Annotated in this window: 15 protein-coding genes; 10 read left to right on the forward strand and 5 right to left on the reverse strand. The window is 58.8% G+C overall.

Going from position 1 to position 17,269, the window contains the following annotated elements; genetic code table 11:
- Window positions 1-8 precede the first annotated feature (8 nt).
- On the forward strand, window positions 9-1,493 hold the full coding sequence (gene prpD, locus KRR23_RS27015; protein ID WP_216744915.1) for a 2-methylcitrate dehydratase: 1,485 nt from the start codon (window positions 9-11) through the stop codon (window positions 1,491-1,493).
- A 20-nt stretch (window positions 1,494-1,513) separates the two neighbouring features.
- Here prpD and KRR23_RS27020 read toward each other — a convergent pair whose 3' ends face one another.
- Window positions 1,514-2,332 (reverse strand): pyruvate, water dikinase regulatory protein, encoded by an 819-nt coding sequence (locus KRR23_RS27020; protein ID WP_054593257.1) that lies wholly within the window; start codon window positions 2,330-2,332, stop codon window positions 1,514-1,516.
- A gap of 176 nt (window positions 2,333-2,508) precedes the next feature.
- On the opposite strand from KRR23_RS27020, the gene ppsA reads away from it, so the two are divergent.
- From ppsA to KRR23_RS27065, 9 genes are all read left to right on the forward strand, one after another.
- A complete protein-coding gene (gene ppsA, locus KRR23_RS27025; RefSeq protein WP_216744916.1) occupies window positions 2,509-4,884 on the forward strand; it encodes a phosphoenolpyruvate synthase in 2,376 nt (791 codons plus the stop codon).
- Window positions 4,885-4,985: 101 nt separating this feature from the next.
- Window positions 4,986-5,990 carry an alpha/beta fold hydrolase gene (locus KRR23_RS27030; protein ID WP_216744917.1) on the forward strand — a complete coding sequence of 335 codons (1,005 nt, stop codon included), beginning with the start codon at window positions 4,986-4,988 and terminating at the stop codon, window positions 5,988-5,990.
- A gap of 100 nt (window positions 5,991-6,090) precedes the next feature.
- The gene (locus KRR23_RS27035) at window positions 6,091-6,390 is read left to right on the forward strand and encodes a Rieske (2Fe-2S) protein (RefSeq protein ID WP_216744918.1); all 300 of its coding nucleotides are present in this window, start codon (window positions 6,091-6,093) and stop codon (window positions 6,388-6,390) included.
- An 84-nt stretch (window positions 6,391-6,474) separates the two neighbouring features.
- Window positions 6,475-6,966 (forward strand): ribonuclease E activity regulator RraA, encoded by a 492-nt coding sequence (gene rraA / locus KRR23_RS27040; RefSeq protein WP_216744919.1) that lies wholly within the window; start codon window positions 6,475-6,477, stop codon window positions 6,964-6,966.
- A gap of 26 nt (window positions 6,967-6,992) precedes the next feature.
- A complete protein-coding gene (locus KRR23_RS27045; RefSeq protein WP_103315376.1) occupies window positions 6,993-7,988 on the forward strand; it encodes a zinc transporter ZntB in 996 nt (331 codons plus the stop codon).
- Between the two features lie 63 nt (window positions 7,989-8,051).
- Window positions 8,052-8,297, forward strand: coding sequence for a hypothetical protein (locus tag KRR23_RS27050; RefSeq protein ID WP_054593251.1), 246 nt, complete (start codon window positions 8,052-8,054; stop codon window positions 8,295-8,297).
- Window positions 8,298-8,299: 2 nt separating this feature from the next.
- Window positions 8,300-9,124, forward strand: coding sequence for a mechanosensitive ion channel domain-containing protein (locus KRR23_RS27055; RefSeq protein ID WP_216744920.1), 825 nt, complete (start codon window positions 8,300-8,302; stop codon window positions 9,122-9,124).
- A gap of 90 nt (window positions 9,125-9,214) precedes the next feature.
- Window positions 9,215-9,805 carry an RNA polymerase sigma factor SigX gene (gene sigX / locus KRR23_RS27060; RefSeq protein ID WP_075949123.1) on the forward strand — a complete coding sequence of 197 codons (591 nt, stop codon included), beginning with the start codon at window positions 9,215-9,217 and terminating at the stop codon, window positions 9,803-9,805.
- Between the two features lie 107 nt (window positions 9,806-9,912).
- Entirely contained in the window at window positions 9,913-10,887 is a 975-nt protein-coding gene (locus KRR23_RS27065; protein WP_216744921.1) for an OmpA family protein, read from the forward strand.
- Between the two features lie 104 nt (window positions 10,888-10,991).
- Here KRR23_RS27065 and cobA read toward each other — a convergent pair whose 3' ends face one another.
- From cobA to nirB, 4 genes are read right to left on the reverse strand one after another with little or no spacing between them, the layout of a single operon-like run.
- Window positions 10,992-11,765 carry a uroporphyrinogen-III C-methyltransferase gene (gene cobA, locus KRR23_RS27070; RefSeq protein ID WP_216744922.1) on the reverse strand — a complete coding sequence of 258 codons (774 nt, stop codon included), beginning with the start codon at window positions 11,763-11,765 and terminating at the stop codon, window positions 10,992-10,994.
- Between the two features lie 10 nt (window positions 11,766-11,775).
- Window positions 11,776-14,493, reverse strand: a complete 2,718-nt coding sequence (locus tag KRR23_RS27075; protein ID WP_216744923.1) for a nitrate reductase — start codon at window positions 14,491-14,493, stop codon at window positions 11,776-11,778.
- Window positions 14,493-14,810, reverse strand: a complete 318-nt coding sequence (nirD, locus tag KRR23_RS27080; protein ID WP_216744924.1) for a nitrite reductase small subunit NirD — start codon at window positions 14,808-14,810, stop codon at window positions 14,493-14,495. The genes KRR23_RS27075 and nirD overlap by 1 nt, the downstream gene beginning before the upstream one ends.
- Window positions 14,807-17,260, reverse strand: a complete 2,454-nt coding sequence (gene nirB / locus KRR23_RS27085) for a nitrite reductase large subunit NirB (protein WP_216744925.1) — start codon at window positions 17,258-17,260, stop codon at window positions 14,807-14,809. Before nirB ends, nirD begins: the two co-directional genes overlap by 4 nt.
- Window positions 17,261-17,269: the final 9 nt, after the last annotated feature.

The following is a 17,269-nucleotide window of genomic DNA, read 5'->3' on the forward strand; positions in this document are numbered from 1 at the left end:
AGTCGAATATGAGCGCCAACGTCGACCTGAACATTCGCCCCGACTACGACAAGGTCCTGCAGGACATTGCCGATTACGTTCTCAATTTCAAGATCGAGTCCAAAGAGGCGCTGGACACCGCCCGCAATTGCCTGATGGACACCCTCGGCTGTGGCCTGCTGGCCCTGCGCTTTCCCGAATGCACCAAACACCTGGGCCCTATCGTTGAAGGCACGGTCGTGCCTTTTGGCGCACGTGTTCCCGGCACCAGCTTTCGTCTCGATCCGGTAAAGGCTGCGTGGGACATCGGCTGTATCGTCCGCTGGCTCGACTACAACGACACCTGGCTGGCTGCCGAGTGGGGCCATCCGTCCGACAACCTCGGCGGGATAGTCGCAGTCGCCGATCACCTGTCGCAGAAGCGCGTGGCCAACGGCGATGCGCCGCTGACCATGCGAGCGGTACTGGACGCGATGATCATGGCCCACGAGATCCAGGGTGTGATTGCCCTGGAGAACTCCTTCAACCGGGTCGGCCTGGACCATGTGCTGCTGGTCAAAGTCGCCTCGACGGCGGTGACCGCGAAACTGATGGGCGCCAATCGCGAGCAACTGCTGGCGGCGCTGTCCCACGCGTTTGTCGATGGCCAGGCATTGCGCACTTACCGTCATGCGCCGAACGCCGGTTCGCGCAAGTCCTGGGCAGCGGGCGATGCCTCCAGTCGTGGCGTGCGGTTGGCGGACATCGCCATGCGTGGCGAGATGGGCATTCCGGGTGTGTTGACAGCGCCGCAGTGGGGTTTCTACGACGTGCTGTTCAGCCACACCAACAAGGATCTGGCGCTCAAGCCCGCCGATAAACGTACGTTCAGCCTCTCGCAGAAGTACGGCACCTACGTGATGGAAAACGTGCTGTTCAAGATCAGCTTCCCGGCCGAGTTTCACGCGCAAACCGCTTGCGAAGCGGCGGTGACCCTGCACCCGCAGGTGAGCAATCGTCTGGATGAAATCGACAAGATCGTTATCACCACTCACGAGTCGGCGATTCGTATCATTTCCAAGGTCGGCCAACTGGCCAATGCTGCGGATCGCGACCACTGCATCCAGTACATGACCGCCGTGCCGCTGGCCTTCGGCACTCTGGTGGCTGAACAGTACGAAGACGAGTTTCACGCGGCGCACCCGATCATCGACGAGTTGCGCGAGAAGATGGTCATCGTCGAAGACCCGCGTTACACCCGCGAGTATCTGGAGGCCGACAAGCGCTCTATCGCCAACGCCCTGCAAGTGTTCTTCAAGGACGGCTCAAGCACCGGACAAGTGGTGGTCGAATACCCGATTGGTCATCGTCGTCGCCGCGCCGAGGGCATTCCCTTGCTGGAGGACAAGTTCAAGGCCAATCTGGCAACCCGATTCACTGCGCAACGGTTGGCGCAGATCTTTGCCTTGTGCCAGGATCAGGCAAAACTCGAGGCTACGCCGGTTAACCGTTTCATGGATCTCTTCGTGATCTGAAGCCGAACCCGCGGCAGCTCCTACTTGAAGCGCCGCTCGACGCCTTTTTCCACCAGGATCTTCGCCGAAATCTCTTCCACGGAAAAATGCGTGGAGTTGATGTGCGCGATGTTCTCGCGGCGGAACAGGTTTTCGACTTCACGCACTTCGAACTCGCACTGGGCGTAGCTCGAGTAGCGGCTATTGGGCTTGCGTTCGTTGCGGATCGCGGTGAGGCGGTCCGGATCGATGGTCAGGCCAAACAGCTTGTGCTTGTGGGCGCGCAATGCCGATGGCAGTTGCAGGCGCTCCATGTCGTCTTCGGTCAGCGGGTAGTTGGCCGCGCGAATGCCGAATTGCATGGCCATGTACAGGCAGGTCGGGGTTTTGCCGCAGCGCGACACGCCGACCAGGATCAGGTCGGCCTTGTCGTAATAGTGGGTGCGGGCGCCGTCGTCGTTGTCGAGGGCGAAGTTCACTGCCTCGATACGCTCCATGTAATTGGAGTTGTGGCCAATGGAGTGGGACTTGCCGACCGAATACGACGAGTGTTCGCTCAACTCCTGCTCGAGCGGCGCGAGGAAGGTCGAGAAAATGTCGATCATGAAACCATTGGAGGTCGCGAGGATCTCACGAATATCCTGGTTGACGATCGTGTCGAAGATGATCGGACGAAATCCGTCCTTTTCGGCGGCCATATTGATTTGTTGTACCATGGCCCGCGCTTTGTCCACGTTGTCGATGTACGGTCGTATGACTTTGCTGAAGGTAATGTTTTCGAACTGCGCCAACAGGCTTTGACCCAGGGTTTCGGCTGTAATGCCCGTGCCATCGGAGATAAAGAAAGCAGATCGTTTCATTTGCGCCTTGGGCCTTAAGCTGGTGACGATTCTTGGATATGATAGGCGCGGTTTGTCGGCCTGGATTGGCCCGCATTCTCACTTATTTTCCAGGTCCAGGCCATATTGCTGGCAAATGCTCCTGATGAGCTGCCGGCGCCCTGAGCTTTTCCAACACAGTTAGTGGAGAGATCACCTTGGTAGAGTACGTAGTTTCCCTCGATAAGCTCGGCGTCCATGATGTGGAGCATGTGGGGGGCAAGAACGCATCCCTGGGCGAGATGATCAGTAATCTTGCAGGTGCCGGTGTATCGGTCCCGGGTGGCTTCGCCACGACGGCTCAGGCTTATCGTGATTTTCTCGAATTAAGTGGTTTGAACGACCAGATCCACGCAGCCCTCGACGCGCTGGACGTCGACGACGTGAACGCCCTGGCGAAAACCGGTGCGCAAATCCGTCAATGGATCATGGAAGCCGAGTTCCCGGAGAAGCTCAACGCCGAAATCCGCACCGCGTTCGCCACGCTGTCGGCCGGTAACCCGGACATGGCTGTGGCCGTGCGCTCTTCGGCAACGGCCGAAGACTTGCCGGACGCTTCCTTCGCCGGTCAGCAGGAAACCTTCCTGAACATCCGCGGCGTCGAAAACGTCATTCGCGCTGCCAAGGAAGTATTTGCTTCCCTGTTCAACGACCGTGCCATTTCCTACCGCGTGCACCAGGGCTTCGACCATAAACTGGTTGCCCTGTCGGCCGGCGTACAGCGCATGGTCCGTTCGGAAACCGGCACTGCCGGCGTAATGTTCACCCTCGATACCGAGTCCGGCTTCCGTGACGTAGTGTTTATCACCGGCGCCTACGGCCTGGGCGAAACTGTCGTACAGGGCGCGGTGAACCCGGATGAGTTCTACGTCCACAAAGGCACGCTGGCAGCGGGTCGCCCGGCGATCCTGCGCCGCAACCTGGGCAGCAAAGCCATCAAGATGATCTACGGCGACGAAGCCAAGGCCGGTCGTTCGGTCAAGACTGTCGATGTCGACAAGGCCGAACGCGCGCGCTTCTGCCTGACCGATGCTGAAGTCAGCGAACTGGCCAAGCAGGCGATGATCATCGAGAAGCACTACAAGTGCCCGATGGACATCGAATGGGCCAAAGACGGCGACGACGGCAAGCTGTACATCGTTCAGGCTCGCCCTGAAACCGTGAAGAGCCGCACCCAGGCCAACGTCATGGAACGTTACCTGTTGAAAGAAACCGGCACCGTGCTGGTTGAAGGTCGCGCCATCGGCCAGCGCATCGGCGCCGGTAAAGTGCGCATCATCAAAGACGTTTCCGAGATGGACAAAGTCCAGCCGGGCGACGTTCTGGTTTCCGACATGACCGACCCGGACTGGGAACCGGTCATGAAGCGCGCCAGCGCCATCGTCACCAACCGTGGCGGCCGTACCTGCCACGCGGCGATCATTGCACGTGAACTGGGTATCCCGGCAGTCGTGGGTTGCGGTAACGCCACCCAGCTGTTGAAAGACGGCCAGGGCGTGACGGTTTCCTGCGCTGAAGGCGACACCGGTTTCATCTTCGAAGGCGAGTTGGGCTTCGACATCAAGAAAAACTCCGTCGACGCCATGCCGGAACTGCCGTTCAAAATCATGATGAACGTCGGCAACCCGGATCGCGCCTTCGATTTCGCGCAGTTGCCGAACGCCGGTGTGGGCCTGGCCCGTCTGGAGTTCATCATCAACCGCATGATCGGTGTGCACCCTAAAGCACTGCTGAACTACGACGGTCTGCCGTCGGAAATCAAGGAAAGCGTCGACAAGCGCATTGCCGGTTACCACGATCCGGTCGGCTTCTACGTCGAGAAACTGGTCGAGGGCATCAGCACCCTGGCCGCCGCGTTCTGGCCGAAAAAGGTCATTGTGCGTCTGTCGGACTTCAAGTCCAACGAGTACGCCAACCTGATCGGCGGCAAGCTCTACGAGCCGGAAGAAGAAAACCCGATGCTGGGCTTCCGTGGCGCTTCGCGTTACATCAGCGAGTCGTTCCGTGACTGCTTCGAACTCGAATGCCGCGCGCTGAAACGCGTGCGCAACGAGATGGGCCTGACCAACGTCGAAATCATGGTGCCGTTCGTCCGTACCCTGGGCGAAGCCAGCCAGGTTGTGGAACTGTTGGCCGAAAACGGCCTGGCCCGTGGCGAAAACGGTCTGCGCGTCATCATGATGTGCGAACTGCCGTCCAACGCGATCCTTGCTGAAGAGTTCCTCGAGTTCTTCGACGGTTTCTCCATCGGCTCCAACGACCTGACCCAGCTGACCCTGGGCCTGGACCGCGACTCCGGGATCATCGCGCATCTGTTCGACGAGCGTAATCCAGCGGTCAAGAAGCTGCTGTCCAACGCAATTCAGGCCTGTAACAAGGCTGGCAAATACATCGGTATTTGCGGCCAGGGCCCTTCCGACCACCCAGACCTGGCCAAGTGGCTGATGGAGCAGGGTATCGAAAGCGTTTCGTTGAACCCCGATTCCGTACTGGAAACCTGGTTCTTCCTGGCTGAAGGTCAGGCTGCGGTCTGATCCGTGAATGAAGTCCCGGTCAGGCTTTCCGCTGACCGGGGCTTTAAGATTCAAGTAGGGCGGGCTCCAGTAGATGCCGCCCTTTTTTGTGCAAGAGCATTATGCAAAGCAGCAGCAACCTATTTCCTGTCGCCTTGATCAGCGCCGAGCGTCGCGGCGATCTGAGCGAGGACGTCTATCGTTTGAAACCCGGCAATAGCCCGGACGGCACCGTAGAACTGGCGGTTACCCGCCTGGGTATGGCCGATGAGCCCGCTGTGCGTGGCGTTCCGGTGATTTTGCTGCATGGCAGCTTTTCCAATCGGCGTTTCTGGTTTTCCCCCAAAGGCCTTGGTCTGGGCGCCTATCTGGCGCGTGCCGGCTTTGATGTGTGGATACCGGAAATGCGCGGTCATGGCTTGTCCCAGCGCAACCAAAACTATCGAAAGAACCGCGTTGCCGACTATGCCCGTTACGATCTGCCGGCGATTGCTGCGTTCGTTCGTGAGCAAAGCGGTCAGGTTCCGCACTGGATTGGTCATTCACTGGGCGGCATCACTCTGGCGGCAGCGCTGGGTGGTCAGTACCTGGGTGGTCAGTACCTGGGTGAGCCTGCCGTGGCCTCTGCGGCATTTTTTGGTACGCAGGTCAGTCGCACCTACTGGCCGTTGAAAATTCCCCCGGTGGAGTGGAGCGGGCGGTTCATCCTGAAGCGTTTCGCGCAAATTTCGGGCTCTCGCCTCAAGCGTGGTCCGGAGGACGAGCCGATAGGTCTGGCCCTGGAGGGCATGCGCTGGTACGGCTTGTTCGGACGCTTTGGCGATGCCGAGAAAGACTGGTGGGCTGGGCTGGCGGAGGTTCAGGTGCCGGTCTTGGGCGTCAGCGCGACCAGCGATCATCAGGACCCGGATTGGGCGTGTCGCAAGTTGTTCGATCAGATCGGTTCCGAGCACAAGCAGTTCATCTGCCTGGGGCGCGAGCAGGGTTTTTCGGACAATTTCGGGCATGTTGAAATGCTTGTCAGCAAAGCTGCTCAGGCCGAAGTCTGGCCGTTGGTGCAGCGCTGGCTGACAGATCCGCAGGCGCCGTTGTTGGCTGGCAAGGCGGATTTGGCGACAGCCGTCTGAGTACGAATGCTCTGACAAGAGCGTTTCACTCCGATCAGTGAACGGCTAAGATATGACGCATTGAGCTGTTCTGGTCACAAACGGTTGTTGAGTCGACCTTATGTTCGTACCTCTTGAGCGTCTGATCAATCTGAATGAAGGTTATCGGCGGACGTTCCAGGTTGAAGGGCGTAGCCTGCTGCTGTTGGTGCTGGATAATCAGCCGTTGTTGCTGATAGACAGCTGCCCGCACCAAGGCTCGCCGCTCGGCAGCGCGACATTGTCGGGAAATATCCTGCGTTGTCAGCGCCACGGTATCGAGTTTCAGTTGCCCAGCGGCGTGCCGGTACAGGCACAGTGCCCTGGCTTGAGTATGCTGAAGGTGGTTTACAAGGGTGATCGCGTCGGGATCGATGTTTAACCGTGGCGAATACACGTTCAATACCGTAACCCCTGCGATTTTCGACAGCCCACGATCTGTTCTTTCTCTTACAGGAGTTTCTCGATGAACCATTACCTTACTCCCGACCTGTGTGATGCCTACCCGGAACTGGTGCAGGTGCTTGAGCCGATGTTCAGCAATTTTGGTGGCCGTGACTCCTTTGGCGGCGAAATCGTTACCATCAAGTGCTTCGAAGACAACTCGCTGGTCAAGGAGCAGGTCGAGCACAAAGGGAATGGCAAGGTGCTGGTGGTCGATGGCGGTGGTTCGCTGCGCCGCGCATTGCTGGGCGACATGATCGCTGAGAAAGCCGCGAAAAACGGTTGGGAAGGGTTGGTCATCTACGGCTGCATCCGTGATGTCGACGTTATCGCGCAAACCGACCTGGGCGTGCAGGCGCTGGCCAGCCACCCGATGAAAACCGACAGGCGTGGCGTCGGTGAGCTGAACATTGCGGTAACCTTCGCCGGCGTGACTTTCCGTCCGGGTGAATACATTTACGCGGACAATAACGGCGTGATCGTCTCGCCAAGTCCGTTGAAAATGCCAGAATAAACAGCTGATTCAAGCCAGGGGTGAGGATGTTCGAGGAAGAAAACGCGCAGTGGGGGCTGGTGCATGCCCTGGTGCTGGATGGTAAAGGTGGTGCGCGTTGGCTTGCCCGGACTGAACTGGATGACCTGCAACTGCAACCCCATGAAAGCCTTTGGCTGCATTGGGACCGTAGTCACCCGCAAACTCAGACCTGGTTGCGTAAATCCAGCGGTCTGAGTGAGTTCAGCTGTGACCTGCTGCTCGAGGAGAATACCCGGCCGCGCCTGTTAGCGCTGCCGGACTCCGAGCTGTTGCTGTTTTTGCGCGGAATCAACCTCAATCCGGGGGCCGAGCCTGAAGACATGGTCTCGGTGCGGATCTTCGCCTCTGCTCAGCGGGTCATTTCCCTACGTTTACGCCCGTTGCGCGCCACCGATGAGTTGCTGGTGCAACTGACTGAGGGCAAGGGGCCGAAAACCACCTCCGAACTGGTCCTCTATATGGCTCAGTACCTCACCCATAAAGTGCAGGATCTGGTCAGCGATCTCTCCGAAATCGTCGATGATGAAGAAGAAAAGCTGGATGCCGACGAACGGTATACTCCGGAGCATGGCGCCATTGTGCAGATCCGTCGGCGAGCGGCCGGACTGAAGCGCTTCCTTGCTCCGCAGCGGGATATCTTCGGCCAACTGACGCGGATAAAACTGCCATGGTTTGTCGACGATGACGGCGACTACTGGAACGAATTGAACAACAGCCTGACGCGTTACCTGGAAGAGCTGGAGTTGACCCGGGAGCGCGTGGGGCTGGTGCTTGAGACTGAAGACCGGCGTTTGAACGTGCACATGAATCGCATCATGTACCGCTTCGGGATCATCACCGGGATCTTTTTGCCGATGAGTTTTCTGACCGGTTTGCTCGGGATAAACGTCGGCGGAATTCCTTTTTCCGGAAACCCTTATGGCTTCGTGATTGCCTGCCTGATGATGGTGACGGTAGGGGTGGGGCAGTGGTGGTTGTTCCGGCGTTTGCGCTGGGTATGAGGGAGAGCCATGTGACCCGAAGAATTTTGATCGCGTCTTTCACAGATATCACGAGAGGTGCGTATGCACGATCCGTTTGAACAGTCCTTGCGCGACATGCTCAAGGCATCACCGTCCACCCGTGACGACGATGCCTGTCTGGGGCGTGTGCTGAAAACCGCCAACCGCCAGGTTGGTGCCGGTGATCTGTTCAGCCTGCTGGGCCGCTGGCTGCCCGCGCTGATGATCGCCCTGAATAACGGATCGGCCCATGTCATGCCGGTTTCCCGTCATAAACCTGCTGCCCGCACTGCTGATAAGGCTGATTGAATATGGAACTTGATCTCTGGACTCAGAGCCTCGTCACGGCAATGACCGCGTTGTGGACCAAGGTAGCGAACTTCATTCCGAACCTGTTCGGCGCACTGGTAGTGCTTCTGCTGGGGTTTGTCGTGGCCAAGCTGCTCGACACCCTGCTCTCGAAATTGCTTGCAAAACTGGGCCTGGATCGCTTGATGGGCGGTACCGGCTTGACCAAGCTGCTGTCCCGCGCAGGGCTGCAGGTGCCGATTTCTACGCTGATCGGCAAGATCGTTTATTGGTTCGTTTTGCTGATTTTCCTGGTTTCTGCTGCAGAATCCCTTGGCTTGGAGCGAGTTTCGGCTACGCTCGATATGTTGGCGTTGTATGTACCGAAAGTATTCGGCGCCGCGCTGGTGTTGCTGGTGGGCGTGCTGCTCGCGCAATTGGCCAATGGGCTGGTGCGCGGCGCCGCAGAAGGTGTAGGACTGGATTACGCAGCAGGTCTTGGGCGTATCGCTCAAGGCCTGGTGATCATCATCAGTATTTCGGTCGCGATCAGTCAGCTTGAGGTCAAAACAGACCTGCTGAACCATGTGATCGTGATTGTCTTGATTACCGTTGGTCTGGCAGTTGCCTTGGCCATGGGGTTGGGAAGCCGGGAAATCGCCGGTCAGATTCTTGCTGGAATCTATGTGCGTGAGTTGTATGAGGTTGGGCAACAAGTGCGTGTTGGTGAGGTCGAAGGTCAGATCGAAGAGATCGGCACGGTTAAAACTACATTGCTGACCGATGAGGGTGAGCTAGTCTCACTTTCCAATCGGATCCTCCTGGAACAGCATGTTAGTAGCCGCTAACCCGGCAAACCCTGCTAATGTATGCCGCCGCAAAATGCCCGATACGATGGGCTGCGGCGGACATTGACCTGACTGTCGGCCCGACTTGTTTTGAATAAAGCCCAATCGCTATCCATGCGCTACGACCCCCGCGAACTCTCTGATGAGGAGTTGGTCGCGCGCTCGCACACGGAGCTGTTTCACGTGACGCGCGCCTACGAAGAGCTGATGCGGCGTTATCAGAGAACATTATTTAACGTTTGTGCACGGTATCTTGGGAACGATCGTGATGCAGATGATGTCTGTCAGGAAGTGATGTTGAAGGTGTTGTACGGTTTGAAGAACTTCGAGGGCAAATCGAAGTTCAAAACGTGGCTCTACAGCATCACGTACAACGAATGCATCACACAGTATCGGAAGGAACGGCGTAAGCGTCGCTTGATGGATGCTTTGAGTCTGGACCCCCTTGAGGAAGCGTCTGAAGAGAAGGCGCCGAAACCTGAGGAAAAGGGTGGACTTGATCGCTGGTTAGTGTATGTGAACCCGATTGACCGAGAAATTCTGGTGCTACGATTTGTCGCAGAGTTGGAGTTTCAGGAGATCGCGGACATCATGCACATGGGTTTGAGTGCAACGAAAATGCGGTACAAACGCGCTCTTGACAAATTACGTGAGAAATTTGCAGGCATCGCTGAAACTTAGTTCAGCGCAAATATTTCTTACGTGTAGGCAAGTTCTGATAGACTTGCCGCCGAGTTGTCCCCCGGTTTGCGGGACTGCTTTACAATCACCAGATGGGGATTTAACGGATGAAACTGAAAAACACCTTGGGCTTGGCCATTGGTTCTCTTATTGCCGCTACTTCGTTCGGCGCTCTGGCACAAGGCCAAGGCGCGGTCGAAGGTGAGGCCTTTTGGGGCAAAACCTGGAACCACAGCGTCGATTCCTACCAGAACGGCCGCACTCCTGGCGTCTCGATCGGCTACTTCCTGACCGACGACGTCTCTGTGAACGCGACCTATCGCAAAGACGAATACACCCGTTCGGACACTGACACTGGCAACCAGCGGATCAAAGGCGATCACTTCGGCCTGAAATCCCAGTACCACTTCGGTACCGTTGGCGACGCTATCCGTCCTTACGTTGAAGGCGGTGTATCCCACGGCAGCATGACCAACGTCGCTGCTGACGGTCACACTGGTCGTGACAAGTCCACCTACCTGACCACTGGCGCTGGCGCCAAGTGGTACATGACCGACAACCTGTACGCTCGTGCTGGCGTTGAAGCCGACTACAAGCTGGACAACGGTCGTTGGGACTACCAGGCTCTGATCGGCCTGGGCGTTAACTTCGGCGGCACTGGCGGTAAAGTTGCTCCAGCTCCAGTAGCTGCAGCACCGGCTCCAGAGCCAGCTCCAGAAGCTCCAGTTGCTGAAGTTGTTCGCGTTCAACTGGACGTGAAATTCGACTTCAACAAGGCTGTTGTCAAGCCAAACAGCTACGGCGACGTGAAGAACCTGGCTGACTTCATGAAGCAGTACCCGAACACCACCACCGTAGTTGAAGGTCACACCGACAACGTCGGTCCTGACGCTTACAACCAGAAGCTGTCCCAGCGTCGTGCTGACGCTGTTAAGCAAGTTCTGGTCAAAGACGGCGTTGAAGCTAACCGCGTTCACTCGGTTGGTTATGGCAAGTCCCGCCCAATTGCTGACAACAGCACTGACGCTGGCCGCGCTGCAAACCGTCGCGTAGAAGCGCAGGTTGAAGCTACCGCTAAGTAATTAGCCTGGTAGTTCGGAAAAGCCCGGCTTAGGCCGGGCTTTTCTTTGCCTGCGATTTGGTTTTTGAAAGATCGTCCGAGCGCGGTCCGAGCCTTTGAGGGCACTTACGCCAGGTTAGCGTTCCAGAACTCTTCTCTAGAAGCTGTTGCAGGCTGCGATCTCTTGGCATTGTCACTGGCAGCCACCGCACCGATCACCAGGATCGCCGGACTTTTCAGTTGGAAGCTGTGGGCAGCTTCCTGCATTGCCGTCAGGTTGCTCCGACATTCGCGCTGGTGAGGCAATGAAGCGTTTTCAATCATCGCCACGGGCGTATCAGCCGCCATCCCACCGGCGAGCAATTGCTCGCCAATTGAGCTCAGTTTCGCTACGCCCATGTAAATCACCAGTGTCGTACCGCTTTGGGCCAAGGCTCGCCAGTTAAGCTCGCTGTCGTCCTGAGTGTGCGCGGTGACCAGAGTTACGCCGCGGGCAACACCGCGCAGGGTCAGGGAAATATCGCATTGCGTTGCGCCGGCCAGGCCTGCGGTGATGCCATTGACCAACTCCACTTCAATCTCGCGCTCGCGCAGCCACTGCGCTTCTTCACCGCCACGCCCGAAAATGCACGGATCGCCACCCTTGAGCCGCACCACACACTTGCCTTGGCGGGCATAACGCAGCATCAAGCGATGAATGAACGCCTGCGGAGTAGAGCGACAGCCACCACGTTTGCCGACCGCAATGATTCGCGCCTGCGGGCAATGCGCCAACACCGCGTCGTTGACCAGGTCATCGATCAGCACCACATCGGCTTCGTTCAGCGCCCGTACAGCTTTGAGGGTCAGCAATTCAGGGTCACCGGGACCTGCACCCACCAACCAGACTTTTGCGCTCATGTTCAATTCCTCACGACGTGATTGCGATGGGCTGCACGTTGGCCGCCAACAGACGCTTGATTTCCGGGACACAGGAGCCGCATTGCGTGCCACAACCCAGTTGTTGTTGCAGGCCCTGTAAATCCAGGCCACGGCGAATACCGGCGCACACCGCGTCTTCACTGACGTTCTTGCAGTTGCACAGGGTTTTGTTGGCGCTGACGGATGCACCTGCACTGCCGGGTGGCGTGCTCAACGGCGCCAAGAGCCAGCGCCGCAGTTGTTCGTCGGCACGGCCTTCCAGCCAGAGGTTTTGCAGCCAGTGTTGTGCAAGAGTTTCACCGGCCAGGCGAATGGCGGTAATCCGGCCCTGCTCGATGCGCACGCGTTTGCCAATGGCGCGCCGTGGATCGTCGTAAGCCAGGACCGGGCCATCGTTGAGTCCCAGTTGCTGATCGATGGCATGCAGCCGTTGCGGGTCGGGTGCCTGGGCGCTGGCAGCGCGTATCAGCAGCGCTGGGCGTTCACGGCCGGCCAGGCTGAGGCTGGCGTAGGAAAAGTCCTCACAGAGCGGTCGTAAGGTCTCGAAATGCTGCTGAACATCGCCCTCAACCAGTGCGAACAATTGCCAGGGCAGCTTTACCGGCTCGATACGCACGCCGCTGTGTTTGAGTTCGGGTTGCTTCGACAGTGGATCGAACGCCGGCTGCGTGAGCGTATTGACGCCACCCTTGAGGAAACGGTCTCCCCAGTGCATCGGCAGAAACGCCTGGCCCGGGCGCACACTGTCATCACTGCCGACCGCAACGATCACGCTGCCTCGACGGCTTTTGAGGTTGACCAGATCGCCGGACTGCAGTCGATAGCGACGCAGTTCATCAGGGTGCAGGCTCAACAGGGCTTCGCTGACGTGGCCGAACAATTGTGCAGCCGTGCCGGTGCGGCTCATGCCATGCCATTGATCGCGCAGGCGCCCGGTGATCAGGGTCAGCGGAAAGCGTGCGTCACGCTGCTCCTTGGCGGCGCGATAAGGGTCGGCGACAAACTGTGCACGGCCACTCTCGGTAGGGAAAATCCCGTCCACATAAAGCCGTGGCGTTCCGTTCAAGGCGCCATCCGGGAACGGCCATTGCTGTGGGCCGAGGCGGTCGAGCAGGGCATGGCTGATCCCGCAGAGGTCCAGATCCCGTTCGCGTGTCAGTTGTTTGTATTCGTCGAAGACCTGCGCCGATTGTTCGAAAGCAAACAGGCTGGGCTTTCCAGGACGCAGACGCTGTTCCAGGCGCTGTGCGAAATCCACAGTGATCGCCCAGTCCGGGCGCGCTTCACCGGGTGCGGTAATGGCGCGGCGCACGTGGGAAATCCGCCGTTCGGAGTTGGTCACCGTACCTTCCTTCTCGCCCCAACTGGCGGCTGGCAGCAGCAGGTCGGCAAACGGCGCGGTTTCGGTGGTGCGAAAGGCTTCTTGCAGCACCACGAATGGGCAAGCCTGCAATGCAGCGCGCACGGTTTGCTGATCCGGCAGCGACTGCGCCGGGTTGGTGCAGGCGATCCACAATGCTTTGATCTTGCCGCTCTGGACCTGTTCGAACAGTTCAATGGCGGTTAGCCCGGTGGTGTCAGGTAGTTTTTCGACACCCCAGTAAGCCGCCACTTCGGCGCGATGTTGCGCATTGGCTGCTTCGCGATGGCCAGGCAGCAAGTTCGACAAGCTGCCGGTTTCACGCCCGCCCATGGCATTCGGCTGACCGGTGAGCGAGAAGGGGCCGGCGCCCGGCCGACCGATTTGCCCGGTGGCCAGGTGCAGGTTGATCAGTGCACTGTTTTTTGCGCTGCCGGCAGTGGACTGGTTCAGCCCCATGCACCATAGCGAGAGAAAACTGGTTGAGGTGCCGACCCACTCGGCGCATTGCTGCAGCTGTTCAACGCTGATCCCGCAAAGTTGCGCGACCATTTGCGGGGTGTAATCGCGTACCAGGCTTTTCAGCTCGGCCAAGCCTTCGGTGTGCGCCTTGATGAACTCCCGGTCGACCCAGTCTTCCCACAGCAGCAGATGCAATATCCCATGGAACAGTGCGACATCGGTGCCGGGCAGAATGGCCAGATGCAGGTCGGCGAGGTCGCAGGTGTCCGTGCGTCGAGGGTCGATGACGATGACTTTCATCTGTGGTCGGCGGGATTTGGCTTCTTCCAGTCGGCGAAACAGTACCGGATGGGCGTAGGCCATGTTGCTGCCGACGATCATCACGCAATCGCTCAGTTCAAGGTCTTCATAGCTGCACGGCGGGGCGTCGGCGCCCAGGCTGCGCTTGTAGCCGACCACCGCCGACGACATGCAGAGTCGCGAATTACTGTCGATGTTGTTGGTGCCGACCAGCGCCCGGGCCAACTTGTTGAAGGCGTAGTAGTCCTCGGTCAGCAGTTGCCCGGAGATATAGAACGCCACGCTGTCCGGGCCGTGCTCGGCGATGGTGTCGGCGAACACGCTGGTGGCGTGATCGAGGGCGGTGTCCCAATCGGTACGGCTGCGGGCCATACCTTTGCCGAGGCGCAGTTCCGGGTACAGCGCCCGTGCCGCGAGGTCGCCGGTGAGGTGCAGGGTAGAGCCTTTGCTGCACAGCTTGCCGAAGTTGGCCGGGTGCGTCGGGTCGCCGCTGACGCCGAGGATCTGCTCGCCGTCATGCTCGATCAGTACGCCGCAGCCCACCCCGCAATAACAGCAGGTCGAGGCGGTCGTCTGGCGGCTCATCAGCCTGCTTCCCGCAGAGCTAGCAGGACCCGACCGTTCTCCACCCGCGCCGGATGGTGATGAGCACAACCGACGTCGGGCGCCAGGGCCTGACCGGACTCCAGGTCGATCTGCCAATTGTGCAACGGGCAAGCGACGCGTTTGCCGTAGATCAGTCCCTGGGACAGCGGTCCGCCCTTGTGTGGGCAGCGGTCGTCGAGCGCGAAAACTTCGTCGTCGCTGGTGCGAAAAATCGCGATGTCACCTTTGGGGCCGCTGACGATGCGCGAGCCCAAGGCGTTGATTTCTTCGAGTGCGCAGATATCCAGCCAGTTCATGCCGACACCTCCAGGTTTTTCACGGGGATGACATCGAACTCCTTCTTCAGCAGCGGCTGCTCAAGGCGTTCTTTCCACGGGTCCTGCTCGAACGACAGGGAGAATTGCAGCCGGTCGTTGAGCGCTTTGCGGCGCTCCGGGTCTTCCAGCACGGCTTTCTTGATGTGCTCCATGCCGACCCGTTGCAGGTAGTGCACGGTGCGCTCAAGGTAGAAAGCTTCTTCGCGGTACAGCTGTAGGAACGCGCCGTTGTACTCGCGCACTTCTTCAGCGGTTTTCAGTTTGACGAAGAATTCTGCGACCTCGGTTTTGATCCCGCCGTTGCCGCCGATGTACATCTCCCAGCCAGAGTCGACACCGATGATTCCGACGTCCTTGATCCCGGCTTCCGAGCAGTTGCGCGGGCAACCTGAGACCGCCAGCTTGACCTTGTGCGGCGACCACATGTTGAACAGGTCATGCTCCAGTTCGATGCCCAGTTGCGTGGAGTTTTGCGTACCGAAGCGGCAGAACTCGCTGCCGACGCAGGTTTTGACCGTGCGAATCGATTTGCCATAGGCATGGCCGGACGGCATGTCGAGGTCCTTCCAGACGCCGGGCAGATCCTGCTTCTTGATCCCCAGCAAGTCGATGCGTTGGCCGCCCGTGACCTTGACCATGGGTACGTTGTACTTGTCGGCGACATCGGCAATGCGCCGCAGCTCCGAAGGATTGGTCACACCGCCCCACATTCGAGGGACTACGGAGTACGTGCCGTCTTTCTGAATGTTGGCATGGGCCCGTTCGTTGATCAGCCGTGATTGCGGATCGTCCTTGGCCTCGCCTGGCCATGTGGAAATCAGGTAGTAATTGAGCGCCGGACGGCAGGTGGCGCAGCCATTCGGGGTACGCCAGTTCAGGTAGCTCATGGTCCCGGCGATGGTCAGCAGATGCTCTTCGCGGATCGCCTGGCGGATCTGTCCGTGGTTGAGGTCGCTGCAACCGCAGATGGCTTTTTCGCTTTTCGGTTTGACGTCCGCCGCGCCGCCGACGGTGTTGATCAGGATCTGTTCCACCAACCCGGCGCAGGAGCCGCAGGAGCTGGCCGCTTTGGTGTGTTTCTTGACCTCGTCGACACTGAACAGGCCGTGTTCCTGAATCGCCTTGACGATGGTGCCCTTGCAGACGCCATTGCAGCCGCAGACTTCGGCGTTGTCAGCCATGCTCATGGCTTTGTCCTGGCCTTGATGGCCTACATCGCCTAATGCATTTTCGCCGAACATCAGGTGATCACGGATCTCGCCGATGGCGTGGTTCTCACGAATCTGCCGGAAATACCAGCCACCATCCGCGGTGTCGCCGTACAGACAGGCACCGACCAGCACGTCATCCTTGATCACCAGTTTTTTATAGACCCCGCCGATCGGGTCGGAGAGGGTGATGGTTTCGGTGCCTTCGCCGCCCATGAAGTCGCCAGCGGAGAACAGGTCGATGCCGGTGACTTTCAATTTGGTCGAGGTCACCGAGCCCGAATAGCGGGCAAACCCCAGTTGCGCCAAGTGGTTGGCGCAGACCTTGGCCTGCTCGAACAGCGGCGCTACCAGGCCGTAGGCGATGCCACGGTGACTGGCGCATTCGCCGATCGCATAGATGCGCGGGTCATAGGTTTGCAGCGTGTCGTTGACCAGAATCCCGCGGTTGCACGGGATGCCGGATTTTTCCGCGAGTTCGGTATTGGGGCGAATGCCGGCGGCCATCACCACGAGGTCAGCGGGAATGATGTCGCCGTTCTTGAACTGTACCGAGCCGACTCGGCCATTGCCGGCGTCGTGTAGGGCCTGGGTCTGTTCGCACAGGCGAAAGTGCAAGCCGCGACCTTCCAGGGCAGTTTGCAGCAACTGGCCGCTGGTTTTGTCCAGTTGCCGTTCCAGCAGCCACTCGCCGAGGTGCACCACGGTCACGTGCATTCCGCGCAGCATCAGCCCATTGGCCGCTTCAAGGCCGAGCAGGCCGCCGCCGATGACCACCGCGTGCTTGTGGGTCTTGGCGGTGTCGATCATGACCTGGGTGTCGGCGATGTCGCGGTAACCGATGACGCCTTCCAGGGTGTTGCCCGGAATCGGCAGGATGAATGGCGTCGAACCGGTGGCGATCAGCAGCCGGTCGTATTCAGCTTCGCTGCCATCTTCGGCGATGACCCGACGTTTGACCCGGTCGATTTCCACTACCTTGCGGTTGAGCAGCAGTTTGATGTTGTTTTCCAGGTACCAATCAAGATCGTTAAGCACGATCTCTTCAAAGGTCTGCTCACCCGCCAGCACCGGCGAAAGAAGAATGCGGTTGTAGTTGGTGTGGGGCTCGGCACCGAAGACCGTGATGTCATACAGCTCGCTGCTCAGCTTGAGCAATTCTTCCAGGGTACGAACCCCGGCCATGCCATTGCCGATCATCACCAGTTTTAGTTTTTTCATCAGGTTCTC

This window comes from Pseudomonas sp. CVAP#3 (assembly GCF_018986375.1).
Taxonomy (GTDB): domain Bacteria; phylum Pseudomonadota; class Gammaproteobacteria; order Pseudomonadales; family Pseudomonadaceae; genus Aquipseudomonas; species Aquipseudomonas helvetica.

Coding starts and splice junctions, on each gene's coding strand:
- prpD (WP_216744915.1), top strand. CDS start 9: ATGAGCGCCAACGTCGACCTGAACATTCGCCCCGACTACGACAAGGTC.
- KRR23_RS27020 (WP_054593257.1), bottom strand. CDS start 2,332: ATGAAACGATCTGCTTTCTTTATCTCCGATGGCACGGGCATTACAGCC.
- KRR23_RS27030 (WP_216744917.1), top strand. CDS start 4,986: ATGCAAAGCAGCAGCAACCTATTTCCTGTCGCCTTGATCAGCGCCGAG.
- KRR23_RS27035 (WP_216744918.1), top strand. CDS start 6,091: ATGTTCGTACCTCTTGAGCGTCTGATCAATCTGAATGAAGGTTATCGG.
- rraA (WP_216744919.1), top strand. CDS start 6,475: ATGAACCATTACCTTACTCCCGACCTGTGTGATGCCTACCCGGAACTG.
- KRR23_RS27045 (WP_103315376.1), top strand. CDS start 6,993: ATGTTCGAGGAAGAAAACGCGCAGTGGGGGCTGGTGCATGCCCTGGTG.
- KRR23_RS27050 (WP_054593251.1), top strand. CDS start 8,052: ATGCACGATCCGTTTGAACAGTCCTTGCGCGACATGCTCAAGGCATCA.
- KRR23_RS27055 (WP_216744920.1), top strand. CDS start 8,300: ATGGAACTTGATCTCTGGACTCAGAGCCTCGTCACGGCAATGACCGCG.
- KRR23_RS27065 (WP_216744921.1), top strand. CDS start 9,913: ATGAAACTGAAAAACACCTTGGGCTTGGCCATTGGTTCTCTTATTGCC.
- cobA (WP_216744922.1), bottom strand. CDS start 11,765: ATGAGCGCAAAAGTCTGGTTGGTGGGTGCAGGTCCCGGTGACCCTGAA.
- KRR23_RS27075 (WP_216744923.1), bottom strand. CDS start 14,493: ATGAGCCGCCAGACGACCGCCTCGACCTGCTGTTATTGCGGGGTGGGC.
- nirD (WP_216744924.1), bottom strand. CDS start 14,810: ATGAACTGGCTGGATATCTGCGCACTCGAAGAAATCAACGCCTTGGGC.
- nirB (WP_216744925.1), bottom strand. CDS start 17,260: ATGAAAAAACTAAAACTGGTGATGATCGGCAATGGCATGGCCGGGGTT.